We start from the raw sequence: 14,457 nt of genomic DNA, 5'->3' as shown, positions 1-14,457 counted from the left end.
CCCGCTCTAGAGTGGGAGCCGGCGCGCGTCGAGAGGCGCCCGGCTCACATCCGCACGGTCTGCCCGCCATCGACGACGAGGATGTGGCCATTGACGAAGGAGGCCTCGTCCGAGGCGAGGAACACCGCCGCCGCGCCGATCTCCGCCGGGCGGCCCCAGCGGCCGACCGGCACGCGCAGGTCGACGAAGGCGGCCAGATCAGGGTTCTGCACCATGGCCTGGTTGGTCTCGGTGGCGAACATGCCGGGCGCGATGGCGTTGGCGGTGATGCCGGCCCGCGCATAGTCCACCGCCAGCGCCCGTGTCAGGCCGTTCAGCCCGGCCTTGGCGGCGCTGTAGACCGCGTCATGGCCATAGATGACGGCGGCGGCGATCGAGGAGATGTTGATGATCCGGCCGTGGCGATGGCGCGCCATCAGCTCGGCGGCGTCCCGCGCGAGCAAAGCGGGGGCAATGAGATCGGCGCCGAGCAGGGCCTGCATCTCGGTCGCGGTGAAGTCCTTCAGCGGGCGCCGGTCGCGCATGCCGACATTGTTGACGAGAATGTCGAGCCGGCCGAAACGCCGGTCGATGTCGGTGATCGCCGCGCTGGCCGCGGCCGTGTCGGCGACATCGAAGGCGGCGGTCTCCACATGCCGGCCTGCCTCAGCCGCGATGGCCTCGGCGGGGCCGCGCAGCCGCGCCTCGTCGCGACCATTGATGATCACCGTGGCGCCTGACAAGGCGAGCGCCCGCGCCATCTCGAAGCCGAGCCCCCGGCCGGCGCCGGTGACGAGGGCGACGCGGCCCTCCAGGGAAAACGGGCGGCGGATATGGGCGGCCTCGGTCATCGGCACGGCTCTCCTCTCAGGGGGGCGCGCGATCTTTCATCGGCACGCGCTCCCGCGACACCCGCTTTCGCTGAGGCATCGCTTTTCTCGCAAGGGCGGATCATGCCTAATGGCGGAAGGCGCGCCGGCGCGCCAGCCTGTTCCCGCTCTGGCATTGCTTTCGCATGGCAGCGGAAGGGCGGAAGAGGGCGTGAGGGAGACGATGATGGCGCTGATCCGAAACAGCTATGGCAAGGGCCGCGTGCGCGTGATGCGCGTGGCGCGCGACAGCGCCTGCCACGAGGTGCGCGAACTGAACGTGCAGGTCATGCTCTCCGGTGCCTTTGATGCCGCCTATACGGAAGGCGACAACAGCTCCGTCATCGCCACCGATTCGGTGAAGAACATCGTCAACTTCCTCGCCCGCGATCATGTCGGGGCGGAGAACGAGGTGTTCGTCGGCATCATCGCCAGCCATTTCCTCGATCGTTACCCGCATGTCGCCGGGGTCGACATCCTTGCCAGCGAGACGAAGTGGAGCCGCATCGGGGTCGATGGCGCGCCGCATGACCACGCCTTCACGCTGGACGGCAATGGCCGCCCCTTCGTCAAGCTCGCGGCAACGCGGGAGAGCCGGACCCTCGCCTCCGGCATCACCGGCTTCACCTTCCTCAAGACCACCGAATCGGGCTGGGAGAATTACTGGTTCGACGAGGCGACGACGCTGAAGCCGACCGCCGACCGGCTGTTCGCGACCGCCATGGATGCCTCCTGGGTGTGGTCCGGGGTGCCCGCTTCCTATGAGAAGGCCAATGCCGCCATTCTCGATGCGGGGCTCAAGGTCTTCGCCACCACCTACAGCCCCGGCGTGCAGAACACGATGTATCTCATGGGCGAGGCCGCGCTCGCCGCCGTGCCGGAGATCGCGGAAATCTCGCTGGCCTGCCCGAACAAGCATTATCTGCCGATCGACCTCTCGCCCTTCGGGCGCGCCTTTGACGGGCAGGTCTTCACGCCGACCGACGAGCCGCACGGGCAGATCGAGTGCACCATCGGGCGCGGTTGAGCGGCGGGGGCGGGATGGACCTCAACGCCGTGACCGCCGTGCTGCGCCCACGCACGCGCAGCGACCTCGCCGCCCTCGGGACGGGAGAGACCGCGACGGCGGTCAGCGCCGGTCTCGCCGGTGGCACCTTTCTCGCCGGTGGCACCTGGCTGTTTTCCGAGCCGCAGCCGGGCGCGCACCGCCTTGTCGATCTCACCGCGCTGGGCTGGACGCCGCTGGCGATCCGCGACGACGTGCTGTCGATCGCCGCGACCTGCACCATCGCCGACCTCAACGCCTTCGAGCCGCCGCCGGACTGGCGCGGCGGCGGGTTGATCCGCGCGTGCTGCCGCGCCTTCCTCGCCTCCTTCAAGGTCTGGAACATGGCGACCGTGGGCGGCAATATCTGCCTTGGCCTGCCGGCCGGGCCGATGATCTCGCTGGTGAGCGCGCTGGAGGGCGAGGCGCTGATCTGGGCGCCGGACGGGACGGAGCGGCGCATGCCGGTCGCTTCCTTCGTGCGCGGGCCGCTCGATGTTGCGCTGGGGCCGGGTGAGGTGCTGCGCGCGGTGGAAATTCCCGTGGCCGCGTTGCGCCGCCGCGCCGCCTTCCGCCGGGCCTCGCTGACCCCGCTCGGGCGCTCGGGCGTGCTGCTGATCGGCACGCGGGGCGCGGCGGGCGATGTGCGCCTCACCATTACCGCCGCGACGCGGCATCCGGTGGTGCTCGCCTTCGACGCGCTCCCCGATGCCGCGGCGCTGGAGCAATATATTACCTCTATGGTGCCGGACGCGCTCTATTATGACGACGTGCATGGCCGCCCCGACTGGCGCCGCCACATGACGCGGCTTTATGCGCGGGAAATCCGCGCGGAACTGGCGGAGGGGGCGGCGTGAATCTCACCGTCAACGGTCAATCCGTCAGCGTCGATCCCCGTCCCGGCCAGTGCCTGCGCACCCTGCTGCGCGAGCTCGGCTGGTTCGGGGTGAAGAAGGGCTGCGATGCCGGCGATTGCGGCGCCTGCACCGTGCATGTCGAGGGGCGGGCGGTACATAGTTGCCTCTTCCCCGCCTTTCGCGCCGAGGGCTGCGCGGTCACGACGGTGGAGGGCCTTGCCGCTCTTGCCGAGGGGCCGGGCCTGCATCCGATGCAGGAGGCCTTCCTCAAGGCGCAGGGTTTTCAGTGCGGCTTCTGCACGGCGGGCATGCTGATGACCGCCGCCGCGCTCGATCAGGGGCAGAAGCGCGATTTGCCGGCGGCGCTGAAAGGTAATCTGTGCCGCTGCACCGGCTACCGCGCCATTGCCGACGCGATCGAGGGCATCGCCTATGCCGCCCCCGATGTGGCGGCGGGCGTAGCGGGGGGCGCGGTCGGGCGCAACGTGCCCGCCCCGGCGGGGCCGGACGTCGTCACCGGCGCGGCGCGCTACACCATGGATGTCGCGCCGGAGGGGGAGCTCGCCGGGCTGCTCTATATGAAGATCCGGCGCGCCGAGGTGCCGCATGCGCGGATTGTGTCGATCGACACCGCCGCCGCCCGCGCCCTGCCGGGCGTCGTCGCCGTGCTGACCCATGAGGACGCGCCGACCCGGCTGTTCTCCACCGCGCGGCATCATCACATGAGCGATGATGTTGATGACACAAGCCTGATCGGCCTGATCGTCCGCCACATCGGTCAGCGAATAGGCGCTGTGGTGGCGCAGAGCGAGGCCATCGCGGAGGCCGCCTGCGCGCTCATCCGGGTGGAGTATGAGATGCTGCCGGCGGTGTTCGATCCCGAGGCGGCAATGGCCGAGGGGGCGCCGGCGATCCATGGCGACAAGGGGGCGGAATCACGCATTTCCAACCCTTTGCGTAACATCGTCGCGCAGATTCACACCGCAACCGGCGACGTCGCGGCCGGCTTTGCCGCCGCCGATATCGTGCATGAGGCGAGCTATAGCAGCCAGAGAGTGCAGCACGCGCATCTGGAAACCCATGGCGCGATCGGCTGGCTGGACGGTGATGGGCGGCTCAACATCCGCAGCTCGACCCAGACCCCGTTCCTCACCCGCGATGCGCTGGCGACGCTTTTCTCCTTGCCTGCCAACAGGATACGGGTTTTCGCGGCGCGTGTCGGCGGTGGTTTCGGCGGCAAGCAGGAAATGCTGGTCGAGGACATCGTGGCCCTGGCCGTGCTGAAGACCGGCCGTCCGGTGAAGCTGGAATATAGCCGCGCCGAGCAGTTCGCCGCCTCCACCAGCCGCCATCCCATGCGCGTGAGGGTGAAGCTGGGGGCGACGCGCGCGGGAAAACTCACCGCGATCCAGCTCGAAATGCTCCTGAATACAGGGGCTTACGGCAATCATGCGGGCGGCGTGCTGTTCCATGGCGCGGGCGAGTGCGTGGCGCTCTATGCCTGCCCGAACAAGAAGGTCGACGGCTACAGCGTCTACACCAACAGCCTGCCGAGCGGCGCCTTTCGCGGCTATGGCCTGAGCCAGACCATCTTCGCCGTCGAATCCGCTCTGGACGAACTGGCGGACAAGCTCGGCATCGACCCCTTCACCCTGCGCCGGCTCAACGTCATCACCCCCGACACGCCGCTGCATGGAGCCGATGCGGGCCATAGCGACGTCGAACTGGGCAGCTATGGCCTTGATCAATGCCTTGATTTTGTTGAGACATCCCTGTCCCAGCCCAGCCTCGCGCCGGGGCCGGACTGGCTGGTCGGGCGGGGCATGGCGGCGGCGATGATCGACACCATTCCCCCGCGCGGCCATGTCGGCGAGACCCGCCTGCGCCTGACGCCGGAAGGGCGGTACGATATTGCCACCGGCACCGCGGAATTCGGCAATGGCACCACGACGGTGCACACCCAGATTGCCGCCACCATCCTTGGCGCCGCCATCGCCCAGATCACCATCCGCCAGTCCGACACCGATCATGTGACGCACGACACCGGCGCCTATGGCTCCACTGGTACGGTGGTAGCGGGCGAGGCGACCCGGCGCGCGGCGGAGGCGCTCGCGGCGATGATCCGGGAGGCCGCCGGAGCGCGTCTGTGTGTGGCGCCGGAGGCCTGCCGCATCGAGGGCGACATGGTGCTGGCGGGGGAGCGCCGGATCGCGATCGGCGACCTCGCGCCGCTTGAAAGCCTAGGCCAATCAAATGGTTCGCCCCGCTCCATCGCCTTCAATGTGCAGGGTTTCGAGGTGGCCGTGCACCGCCATTCCGGTGAAGTCCGCATTCTCCGTTCGGTGCATGGGGCGGATGCCGGCACGGTGATCAACCCGATGCAGTGCCGGGGGCAGGTGGAGGGCGGGGTGGCGCAGGCGATCGGGGCGGCGCTGTATGAGGAGCTGCGCATGGATGATGTGGGTGGGGTGAGCAATCCGAGCTTTCGCGGCTACCACATTCCTGCTTTCGCCGATGTGCCGGTGACGGAGGTATCATTTGCCGCCACCCATGACCGTATCGGCCCGCTCGGCGCCAAGTCGATGAGCGAGAGCCCGTTCAACCCGGTGGCGCCGGCGCTGGCCAACGCGATCTTCAACGCCACCGGCGTAAGGCTGCGGCAGACGCCGTTCACGGCGGATAGGCTCTACAAGCTGCTGCCGGACCAGCAGGAGAGCGACATGCGGACGGGCGATCCGTCGCGTGCTGTCGCCGGGACGTGAGGAGGCCGCGTGACCGAAACCCTTTCGCTGCAACAGCTTAACGAGCTGGACGAGGCGGGCTTCATCGCCGCGCTGGATGGCATTTTCGAGCACGCGCCCTGGGTGGCGGCGGGCGCCTATGCCCGGCGTCCGTTCGCGACCGTGACGGCGCTGCATGGCGGCTTGATGCAGGCGGTGATGGAGCGCCCGGAGGAGGAGCGCGTCGCCTTCGTCGCCGCTCATCCCGATCTGGCCGGTAAGGCGGCGCGTGCGGGTGCCATCGCACCGGCGTCGGTCTCCGAACAGGCCGGGCTCGGGCTCGACCGGCTGTCGGACACCGAGTATGAGCGTTTCGAGCGGCTGAACGCGGCCTATCGCGCTCGCTTCGGCTTTCCCTTCGTCATCTGCGTGCGGCGCCAGACCCGCGACGCCATTCTCGACGCCTTCGAGGCGCGGCTGGCCCATGAGCGGGCGCAGGAACTCGCCACCGCGCTCGATGAGATCGGTCATATCACAAGGCTGCGGCTGGTCGAGCGGGTGACCGGCGCGGGTCTGCCGAAGACCACCGGGCGGCTCTCCACCCATGTGCTGGACACCCATAAAGGCGCGCCGGCGCAAGGGGTTAAGGTCGAGCTGTTCGAGGTCGGCGCCTCCGGGCGGGCGCTGTTGGCGCAGGCCGTCACCAATGCGGATGGGCGCACCGCTGCGCCGCTGATCGGCGACGTGCCGCTGCGCATTGGCACCTATGAGATCGTCTTCGCCATCGGCGCCTATTTCGCCGCGCGCGGGCTCGATCTGCCGGAAAAGCCGTTCCTCGGGGAGGTGCCGATCCGCTTTTCCATCAGTGAGCCGGAGGGGCACTACCATGTGCCTCTGGTGGCAACTCCCTGGAGTTACTCGACTTACAGAGGAAGCTAGCGGGGTTTTAGGGCTGCCGTGCCGAGCTTTTTCAGTTGTTCGATCGAGGTGAGGCCCATCAGGCCCAGAGTGAGGCTCACCTCCTCGGTGAGATGGGCGAGGATGCGGGCGACGCCGGCCTCGCCGGCCGCCGCCAGACCATAGACATAGGCGCGGCCGAGCAGCACGCCGGAGGCGCCGAGCGCCAGCGCCTTGATGATATCGGCGCCGCGCCGAATGCCGCCGTCGAACAGTATTTCTATACCTCCATCGACCGCTTCCGCGATGCCCGGCAGGGCGGCTATGGTCGAGGGCGCGCCATCAAGCTGGCGCCCGCCATGGTTGGAGACGACGATGGCATCCGCTCCGGCCGCGCGGGCAAGGCGCGCATCCTCCGGCGACAGGATTCCCTTGAGCACCAGTCGGCCCTTCCAGCGCGCGCGCAGGCGCTCGACATCGGCCCAGGAAAGCCCCATGTCGATCCGCCGGGAGAGGTTACTCGCCTGTTCCAACACGCCTTTTCCAAATTCCGGGCGATGCGCGATGGCGCCCACTTCCGGCATTCCCGCGCGCAGCATGTCGAGGCACCAGCGCGGCCGCGCGAGCAGGCGCAGGCCGAGCGCGGGGGAGATGCGGGTGAGCGCGCGGAAGCCGTTGCGCAGGTCGCGCTCGCGCACCGAGGTGATGGCGGTGTCGACGGTGAGGAACAGCGTCTCGACGCCCGCCTCCTCCGCCTGGGCCAGCAATTCATCGCCGATCGCCCGATCGGACAGCACATAGAGCTGGAACGCCAGCGGGCCGGAGGTGGCGGCGCGCAGCTGACCGATCGAGGCGATGGAGAAGGTCGAGAGGCATAAGGGTACCCCCGCCGCATGGGCCGCGCGGGCCGCCGCGATCTCCCCGTTTCCGGCATAAAGCCCAAGGAATCCAACGGGTCCGAGCATGAAGGGCAGGGGATGAGAGGTGCCCAGATAGTGCGTGGTGAGGTCGCGCGTGGAGATGTCGTTGAGCACGCGCTGCACCAGCGTCCAGCGGGCGAAATCGGCGCGGTTGGCGGCCAGCGTCTCCTCGCCAAAGGCACCGCCATCGACATAATCGAAGAAGATGCGCGGCAGGCGGGCCTTGGCGGCGGCGCGGGCATCCTCGACATTGACAATCATGGGCGGCGTCTCCCGGTAAAATGGCACCCTATAGACGCGAAGGGCGGTCGGGGTCGATGGAATCGAGGAAGCGGGTGACGATATCCTCGCCCTCCACCGGCGCGGAGCCAACCATCACCGCCACGCAAAGCCCTATCAGGGAAGAGATTTCCGTGTGCGAGCGGGCATGGGCGCGCAGATTCATGACGAGAGTGGGGCACAGGAACAGGCCGAGGCGGATCACCTGCCGCCAGTCCTGCGGTAACATGTTGCGATTTTTGAGCTCGGCCAGCAGCGGGCGCCAGACCTCGCGTGCCTTCACGGCCAGCAACTCGGCGCGGATGGGCGAGAGCCGCCAGTCGGTCTCGACGACGATCCGCCCCTCGTCCAGCGCCATCTGCGCGGTGAACCAGTCGCTCGCCAGCCTGGGCTCATAGAGCCAGAACGGGTGGGCGAATATGTTGTGAAAGCTCGCTTTTATTTCCGCGAGCAGGGTCGGCACATGGGCTCCGGCAAAGGCCGGATCGAAGAAGGAGAGGTGGGCTTGCTCGCCCTGCTGGCTGAACCAGACATTGGCGTTGTGCGCATCGCCATGGGCGACCACGCCGCCGGCATCGGCGAGGCGTTCCGGGCGAAGCCGGGCCTCGGCGGCGGTGAAGAGGTCGCCCAGCGTGCTGGCATAGGTGACGCCGTTCACGGTGAAGCGACGGGTGGAAATGTCTTCCCAGTCAAGGGTTTGGCCGGGCAGGGGGAAGCTCTGGCCGACATAGAAGTCGCGGTAGCGCCCGCCGGGGAAGGCGTAGGGGGCGCGGTCGATCAGCCGCTCATGGAACAGCCGGTGGATCGGCTCGGCGCTCGCCTCAGCCGGTGAGATCGGGTGCAGCGTGTCGCGATAGGTGGCGCTAAGGCTTTGAGAAAGCTGGCGTTCCGCCTCCACGGCGAGGGCGCGCAGGGCGGGTTCGTCGGCCAGGTCGAGGGTGCGCAGCACGTCGGAAAAGCGCGGCTCGTCGCGGCGGCGATAGATCAGGATCTGCTCGCCCGGCAGGGTCGACATCAGCACCGGCTGATCGACCGGCAGGCCGGCCTTGGCGAGGATGTCGGCGCGGTAATATTCTCCGGCCATCGCCTCCTCGCCTTCCTCCTGATGGAACTTGAAGAAGAAGGCGCCGTCCTCGGTATTAAAGAAACCGTTCAGCGAGTTGAGGCTGTACTGGTCGAGATTGATCTTCAGCTTCAATGGCTTGACGGCGAACAGGTCGGCCAGCAGGGCAGCCAGCGGTGCCTCCGCCGCCGCCGGATCGCGCAGCGCCAAAGCGCGGATATGGGCGGTGCGGCTTGGGGGCGTGCGATCAGGTGTCATGATACCCCTTGCGGGCGGATAATGGTCTTCAAACCCGTCGCTTCGCCCGCCAGCAGGCGCGCATAGGCGGATGGCACGGCGCCGAGTTCCACCTGCTGATCCACGAGGTCAAGGAGTGCAGTGTGGTGGACGGTCAGTGCAGTGAGTGCAAGGGCGAGCTCGTCGGTGAAGGCGTGGCAGCCGATGAGGCTCACCTCGCGCTCGACCAGCAGATTGGGGTCGATGTCGAGCCGGCCATGGAAGATGCCGACGAGGCCGATCCGCCCGCCGCCCTCAATGCCCCCGAGCAGATGGGCGAGCGCGGCGGTGCTGCCGGTCGCCTCGATGGCGGCCATGGGCAGTGCTCCCTTGAGCGCGGCGCGGATCGCTTGCGGTTCCAGCGGGACGATGGTCGCCCCGGTCACCTCAGCCACGCTTTGGGCGCGGGCGGCGTTGCGGTCGACCACCAGCACCGGGCCGTCATGGTCATGAGTGAGCAGCAGCGCGCAGAGCCCGCCAATGGTGCCGCAGCCGAGCACGAGCACCGGCTCGCCGGGCTGGAGGGCGAGGCGCCGCAGCGTGTGCAGCGCCACCGCCAGCGGCTCGGCCATGGCGGCGACCGCCGGGTCGATGGCGGGGTCGACGGGGAAGAGGAGGCGCGCGGGCAGGTTGACCTGTTCGGCGAAGCCGCCATCGCAGGCCTCGCCGACAAAGCCGAGTTTTTCGCACAGATGATGGCGACCCGCGCGGCAGGCCGGGCACGCCCCGCACCAGAAGCGGGAATCCGCCACCACGCTTTGCCCCACCGTGAGGCCGCTCACCCCCTCGCCCAGCTCCGCGACGATGCCGGTCAGCTCATGGCCGGCGACGGAGGGGGCGCGGGTGATCCATTGCCCGGTGCGGAAATTATGCAGGTCCGAGCCGCAAATGCCGGCCGCCGTCACGGCCAGCCGCACCCAGCCGGGCGCGGGCGTGCCGGGGGCGGGGATGTCTTCCACGCGTAGATCACCGGCGGCATGCAGACGGACGGCTTTCATCGTGTCACTCCGCAGTCCGTCATGGCCGTCCCCGGACGTGATCCGGGGATCATCCCGGTCCTCCACGTCTTCGCGTGCACGGGGCGGGACGGGGCAAGTCGTGGATCCCCGGGCCAAGCCCGGGGATGACGGTCGATCAGGTGGGACACCCCCTTGCCATCCGTCATGCTGAGCCGCGGGGCTCGGCCCCGCGTGTCGAAGCCCGCAGGCGACGGCCATTTGGTGGCCGGTCGGCCGGCGATATCCTTCAAGGCGCGCTGCGCGCGCACCTCAGGATGACGGTGCGCCTGGGAGAGAACGCGGAGCGGCATTCCCTTCCCTACCCCTTCAGCAACTCGTCGCGCAGTTCCGAGACCGCGTTCTCGTGGCTGGAAAAGCCCTCATAGCGGGCGAGGCGGCGGGCGTGGGCGGCGAATTCCGGGTAGGCGCTGCCGGTGACATAGCCGATGGACGACCGCTTGAGGAAATCCGTCACCGAGAGCGGGCCATAGGTACGGGCCCAGCGGCTGGTCGGCAGCACGGCGTTCGGCCCCAGCACGAAATTGGCGATGGTGACGGGCGTGTGCGGGCCCATCAGCACCTCCGCCGCCTCGGTGATGCGGCCGAGATGGGCGAAGGGGTCGGTGGAAAGGATTTCCAGATGCTCGGGGGCATAGGCGTTGATGAAGTCGATGCTCTCCTCGACCGACGAGGTCAGCACGATGCCGCCGCTTTTGCCGGTGAGCACGGCTTTGGAGAACGCGACGCGCTGCTCGCTCATGCGGGCCCAGAGGCCCGGCAGGGCTTTCAGCGCGGCCTCGGCCACCTCGCGCGAATGGGTGACGAGATAGGCGGAGCTGTCCGGCCCATGCTCGGCCTCGATCAGCAGGTCGAGCGCGGCGACCGCGCCATTCACCGTGCCATCGGCGAAGATGATGGCTTCGGACGGCCCGGCGGGCAGGCCGGTGTCGATGATGTCGGACAGAAGCCGCTTGGCCGCCACCAGCCAGGGCGAGCCGGGGCCGACGATCTTGATCGCCTTGCCGACGGTCTGCGTGCCATGGGCGACCGCCGCCACGGCTTGGGCGCCGCCGCATTTATAAACGGTCTCGACGCCGGCGAGGCGGGCGGCGACCAGCGTGGCCGCGTCCACGCCGCCATCCTCGGTCGGGGGCGTGACAATGGCGATGTTCGGCACCTTGGCGACGGTGGCCGGCACGGCGGTCATCATGGTGACGGAGGGAAAGGCTCCCTTGCCGCGCGGCACATAGAGCGCGACGGAGGAAATCGGCGTCCAGCGGTCGCCGGCGAAGGCGCCGGGGCGCACTTCCTTCAGCCACATCGGCTCAGGGGCCTGCTCCTCATGGAAGCTGCGGATGTTGGAAATGCCGAAGCGGATGCTGTCGATCACCTCCGGGGCGACCTTGGTGAAGGCCTCGTCGAACTCCGCCTCGGTCGCCTTGATGCGGTCGGGCGAGAGATTGGCCTTGTCGAAATCGCGGGCGAAGCGGGCCAGCGCCGCGTCGCCTTCGGTCCGCACCGCCTCGATGATCGGGCGGACCTTCTCGATGAAGCCGGAGAGATCGGTTTCCGAGCGCCTCAGCAGGGCGGCGCGGCCTTCCGCGTCCAGATGTGCCAGCTCATGGAGATTGCAGATCGATTCCGACATGGTTCAGGCCCTCAACGTCTCGGTCTGGGTGAATATGTACATACATATCAGCCCGTCTGTGAGACCAAAATTGTCGCGCCGCCTGCCCAATTCGCGGGCGGTGTGGGGTCACACCGAGGCGAGGAAGCCGCCATCGACCGGGAAGCACTGGCCGGTAATGTAGCCGGAGGCATCGCTGGCGAGGAAGATGACGATGCCGGCGAGGTCGTCCAATTCGCCGAAACGGCCGAGCGGGATTTTCGGCAGCATGGCCGCCTGCCAGGCGGGATCGGCGTAGAACACTTCCGTCATCGCCGTGCGGAAATAGCCGGGCGCGATGGCGTTGACGCGGATGCCGAGCGGCGCCCATTCCGTGGCCAGCGCCCGCGTCATGCCGAGCAGGCCGGTCTTGGACGAGCCATAGGGCACGGCGGTGGGGATGCCGACCTCGGAGGTGAGCGAGCACAGATTGACGATGGCGCCCGTTCTGCCGCCGGCGCGCATCGCCTTTGCGGCCGCCTGCGCGCAGAAGAAGGCGCCCTTGAGATTGGTGTCGAGAATGGCGTCCCACAGCGCCTCCTCGACCTCCAGCGCCGGGCAGACCTGCTCCATGCCGGCATTGTTGATGAGGATGTCGAGCCCGCCCAGCGCGGTGGCCGCTGTGTCGATGGTGGCGCGGATGCCGGCGACATCGGTGACGTCGAGGGCGAGGGGGATGGCGCGCCGGCCGAGGGCTTGGATGGCGGCTTGCGTCTCCGCGAGGGAGGCCGTGTCGCGCGCGGTGATCGCCACATCCGCCCCGGCGGAGGCCAGCGCGGTGGCCAGCGCCGCGCCGATACCCCGGCTCGCGCCGGTGACGAGGGCGGTGCGGCCGGTGAGGTCGAAGGCGGGGTGGGTCATGGGTGGTTCACTCGGGTCGGCGTTGTCACGCCGGGACGTCGTGGATGGCCGGATCAAGCCCGGCCATGACGGTGTTCTGTTTCATCGGTCGTCGTCCTCCCAAGCGCCGTCATCCCCGGGCTTGACCCGGGGATCCACGACTTGGGCCGGGCACGTGGTGGAAGGCGTGGAGGACCGGGTCAAGCCCGGCCATGACGGTGTTCTGTTTCATCGGTCGTCGTCCTCCCAAGCGCCATCATCCCCGGGCTTGGCCCGGGGATCCACGACTTGGGCCGGGCACGTGGTGGAAGGCGTGGATGGCCGGATCAAGTCCGGCCATGACGGTGTGAGAGGCGCCCACCGCCCTCAGTGCTCGTCGTCCTTGATCTCGTTCTTCAGCAATTCGAGAATCCGGCGCTTCACGGCGATGAATTCGGGATCCATAACCATGTCCATGGTGCGCGGGCGGGCGATCGGGACGATGATCTCCTCCTTCAGCCGGCCGGGGCGGGCGGTCATCACATAGATGCGGTCGCCGAGCAGGATCGCCTCGTCAATGTCGTGGGTGACGAAGAGGACGGTCTTGCGGTTCTCCTCCCACACCCGCAGCAGCAGCTTCTGCATGGTGTTGCGGGTCTGGCTGTCGAGCGCACCGAAGGGCTCGTCCATCAAGAGGATCTTCGGGTCGTTGGCGAGCGCGCGGGCGATCGCCACGCGCTGCATCATGCCGCCGGAGAGCTGCTTGGGGTAGGCGTCGTGGAAGGCGGCGAGGCCCGTTTCGTTGAGGTAGCGGTTGACGATCGCCTCGCGCTCGGCGGCCGGCATCTTGCGGCGCTTGAGGCCGAATTCGACATTCTCGCGCACGGTGAGCCAGGGAAACAGCGTGTAGGACTGGAACACCATGCCGCGATCCGGGCCGGGGCCGTCGACTTCCTCGTCACCCAGCAGGATCTCGCCGGAGGTCGGCTGGGCGAGGCCGGCGACGAGATAGAGCAGGCTCGACTTGCCGCAGCCGGACGGACCGACGATGACGGCGAACTGGTTGTCCGGCACGTCGATCGAGATGTTGTCGATCGCCACCACGGTCTTGCCGCGGGTCGCATATTCCAGCCGCACATCCTGGATGCGCAGGCGCGGCGTCTCGCCGGCAACAGGGGCGGAGGTCTCGACGGGGGCGGCAGCCCGCAGGATTTCAGCGGCGCTCATGGCGAGGCCCTTTCGTTCTCGGTTGGCCGGGGTGTTCAGTTCGCCCACGGCACGAGGCGCAGGCGGACCAGCCGGAAGATCGTGTCGGTGAACAGGCCGAGCAGGCCGATCACGGCGATGGCGAGGAAGATCACGTCGACCTGAAAGCCGCGCATCGCCTTCATCGAGATGTAGCCGAGGCCCGAGGAGGCGGCGACGAGCTCGGCGACCACGAGATAGGTCCAGGCCCAGCCCATAGTGATGCGCAGCGTATCGACGATGCCGGGCAGCGAGGCCGGGGTGAGCACATGCAGCAGCGCGTCGCGGCGCGACGCGCCGAGCGTGTAGGAGGCGTTGAGCAGGTCCTTGGAGACGCCGCGCGAGACGTCGGCGATCATCACCAGCTGCTGGAAGAAGGTGCCGAAGAAGATGACCATGATGCGCTGCTCGATGCCGATGCCGATCCACAGGATGAACAGCGGCACGAAGGAGGTCACCGGCAAATAGCGGATGAAATTGACCAGCGGTTCGAGGCCGGCCTGCACCACGCGGAAGGTGCCCATCAGCAGGCCGAGCGGCACGGCGAGCAGCGAGGAGATGAGGAAGCCGATGACGACGACCTGAAGGCTGGCCCAGATGTGCTGGGCGAGCGTGCCGTCATCCAGCAGGCGGAAGAAGGCGCCGATCACGGCGGTCGGCGAGGGCAGGAAGATGTCCTGCATGAAGCCGCCATAGGTGGCGAACGACCAGGCGCCGATGACCAGCAGCCAGACCAGCGTCGAGACGAGATAGCGCAGCGCGCCGGGCACCTCCTCCTTCGGGGTGAGGCAGAGGTCGACGACGGAACGCTTGCGGGCCATGGG

12 protein-coding genes are annotated in these 14,457 nt (G+C 68.2%); 4 read left to right on the top strand and 8 right to left on the bottom strand.

The genetic code is table 11. From position 1 onward, the window contains the following. Positions 1 to 44: 44 nt before the first annotated feature. Positions 45 to 830, bottom strand: a complete 786-nt coding sequence (locus tag KIP89_RS02525; protein WP_213753835.1) for an SDR family oxidoreductase — start codon at positions 828 to 830, stop codon at positions 45 to 47. A gap of 205 nt (positions 831 to 1,035) precedes the next feature. Here KIP89_RS02525 and pucL point away from each other — a divergent pair, with 205 nt between their 5' ends. The 4 genes from pucL to uraD are packed head-to-tail and all read left to right on the top strand — an operon-like array spanning position 1,036 to position 6,409. Next, on the top strand, positions 1,036 to 1,875 hold the full coding sequence (pucL, locus tag KIP89_RS02520; RefSeq protein WP_213753940.1) for a factor-independent urate hydroxylase: 840 nt from the start codon (positions 1,036 to 1,038) through the stop codon (positions 1,873 to 1,875). Between the two features lie 14 nt (positions 1,876 to 1,889). Then, on the top strand, positions 1,890 to 2,750 hold the full coding sequence (locus KIP89_RS02515) for an FAD binding domain-containing protein (protein WP_213753834.1): 861 nt from the start codon (positions 1,890 to 1,892) through the stop codon (positions 2,748 to 2,750). Further along, the gene (locus tag KIP89_RS02510; RefSeq protein ID WP_213753833.1) at positions 2,747 to 5,512 is read left to right on the top strand and encodes a molybdopterin-dependent oxidoreductase; all 2,766 of its coding nucleotides are present in this window, start codon (positions 2,747 to 2,749) and stop codon (positions 5,510 to 5,512) included. The genes KIP89_RS02515 and KIP89_RS02510 overlap by 4 nt, the downstream gene beginning before the upstream one ends. Positions 5,513 to 5,521: 9 nt before the next feature. Next, positions 5,522 to 6,409 (top strand): 2-oxo-4-hydroxy-4-carboxy-5-ureidoimidazoline decarboxylase, encoded by an 888-nt coding sequence (gene uraD, locus KIP89_RS02505; RefSeq protein ID WP_213753832.1) that lies wholly within the window; start codon positions 5,522 to 5,524, stop codon positions 6,407 to 6,409. Here the strand turns inward: uraD and KIP89_RS02500 are convergent. The 7 genes from KIP89_RS02500 to KIP89_RS02470 all read right to left on the bottom strand — a co-directional run bounded on the left by KIP89_RS02500 (position 6,406) and on the right by KIP89_RS02470 (position 14,454). After that, entirely contained in the window at positions 6,406 to 7,548 is a 1,143-nt protein-coding gene (locus KIP89_RS02500; protein ID WP_213753831.1) for an alpha-hydroxy acid oxidase, read from the bottom strand. The two genes, uraD and KIP89_RS02500, sit on opposite strands and share 4 nt — an antisense overlap. Before the next feature lie 28 nt (positions 7,549 to 7,576). Then, complete coding sequence (locus tag KIP89_RS02495) at positions 7,577 to 8,887, bottom strand: hypothetical protein (protein ID WP_250152152.1); 1,311 nt, start codon at positions 8,885 to 8,887, stop codon at positions 7,577 to 7,579. Further along, complete coding sequence (locus KIP89_RS02490) at positions 8,884 to 9,903, bottom strand: zinc-dependent alcohol dehydrogenase (RefSeq protein ID WP_213753830.1); 1,020 nt, start codon at positions 9,901 to 9,903, stop codon at positions 8,884 to 8,886. Before KIP89_RS02490 ends, KIP89_RS02495 begins: the two co-directional genes overlap by 4 nt. A gap of 319 nt (positions 9,904 to 10,222) precedes the next feature. Further along, positions 10,223 to 11,551: a histidinol dehydrogenase gene (hisD, locus tag KIP89_RS02485; protein ID WP_213753829.1), complete on the bottom strand. Its 1,329-nt coding sequence runs from the start codon at positions 11,549 to 11,551 to the stop codon at positions 10,223 to 10,225. Positions 11,552 to 11,659: 108 nt separating this feature from the next. Next, a complete protein-coding gene (locus tag KIP89_RS02480; protein WP_213753828.1) occupies positions 11,660 to 12,430 on the bottom strand; it encodes an SDR family NAD(P)-dependent oxidoreductase in 771 nt (256 codons plus the stop codon). A 345-nt stretch (positions 12,431 to 12,775) separates the two neighbouring features. After that, positions 12,776 to 13,615 (bottom strand): ABC transporter ATP-binding protein, encoded by an 840-nt coding sequence (locus tag KIP89_RS02475; protein ID WP_213753827.1) that lies wholly within the window; start codon positions 13,613 to 13,615, stop codon positions 12,776 to 12,778. Between the two features lie 35 nt (positions 13,616 to 13,650). Further along, the gene (locus KIP89_RS02470) at positions 13,651 to 14,454 is read right to left on the bottom strand and encodes an ABC transporter permease (RefSeq protein ID WP_213753826.1); all 804 of its coding nucleotides are present in this window, start codon (positions 14,452 to 14,454) and stop codon (positions 13,651 to 13,653) included. Between the last annotated feature and the right edge of the window lie 3 nt (positions 14,455 to 14,457).

This window comes from Ancylobacter radicis, assembly GCF_018449475.1.
GTDB lineage: Bacteria > Pseudomonadota > Alphaproteobacteria > Rhizobiales > Xanthobacteraceae > Ancylobacter > Ancylobacter radicis.
This window is presented reverse-complemented; position numbering and strand designations above follow the sequence as displayed.

Bases quoted from the DNA above. Each gene is read 5' to 3' on its own strand.
- KIP89_RS02515 (WP_213753834.1), top strand. From the start codon at position 1,890: ATGGACCTCAACGCCGTGACCGCCGTGCTGCGCCCACGCACGCGCAGC.
- KIP89_RS02525 (WP_213753835.1), bottom strand. From the start codon at position 830: ATGACCGAGGCCGCCCATATCCGCCGCCCGTTTTCCCTGGAGGGCCGC.
- KIP89_RS02490 (WP_213753830.1), bottom strand. From the start codon at position 9,903: ATGAAAGCCGTCCGTCTGCATGCCGCCGGTGATCTACGCGTGGAAGAC.
- KIP89_RS02475 (WP_213753827.1), bottom strand. From the start codon at position 13,615: ATGAGCGCCGCTGAAATCCTGCGGGCTGCCGCCCCCGTCGAGACCTCC.
- KIP89_RS02470 (WP_213753826.1), bottom strand. From the start codon at position 14,454: ATGGCCCGCAAGCGTTCCGTCGTCGACCTCTGCCTCACCCCGAAGGAG.
- KIP89_RS02480 (WP_213753828.1), bottom strand. From the start codon at position 12,430: ATGACCCACCCCGCCTTCGACCTCACCGGCCGCACCGCCCTCGTCACC.
- pucL (WP_213753940.1), top strand. From the start codon at position 1,036: ATGGCGCTGATCCGAAACAGCTATGGCAAGGGCCGCGTGCGCGTGATG.
- KIP89_RS02500 (WP_213753831.1), bottom strand. From the start codon at position 7,548: ATGATTGTCAATGTCGAGGATGCCCGCGCCGCCGCCAAGGCCCGCCTG.
- hisD (WP_213753829.1), bottom strand. From the start codon at position 11,551: ATGTCGGAATCGATCTGCAATCTCCATGAGCTGGCACATCTGGACGCG.
- KIP89_RS02495 (WP_250152152.1), bottom strand. From the start codon at position 8,887: ATGACACCTGATCGCACGCCCCCAAGCCGCACCGCCCATATCCGCGCT.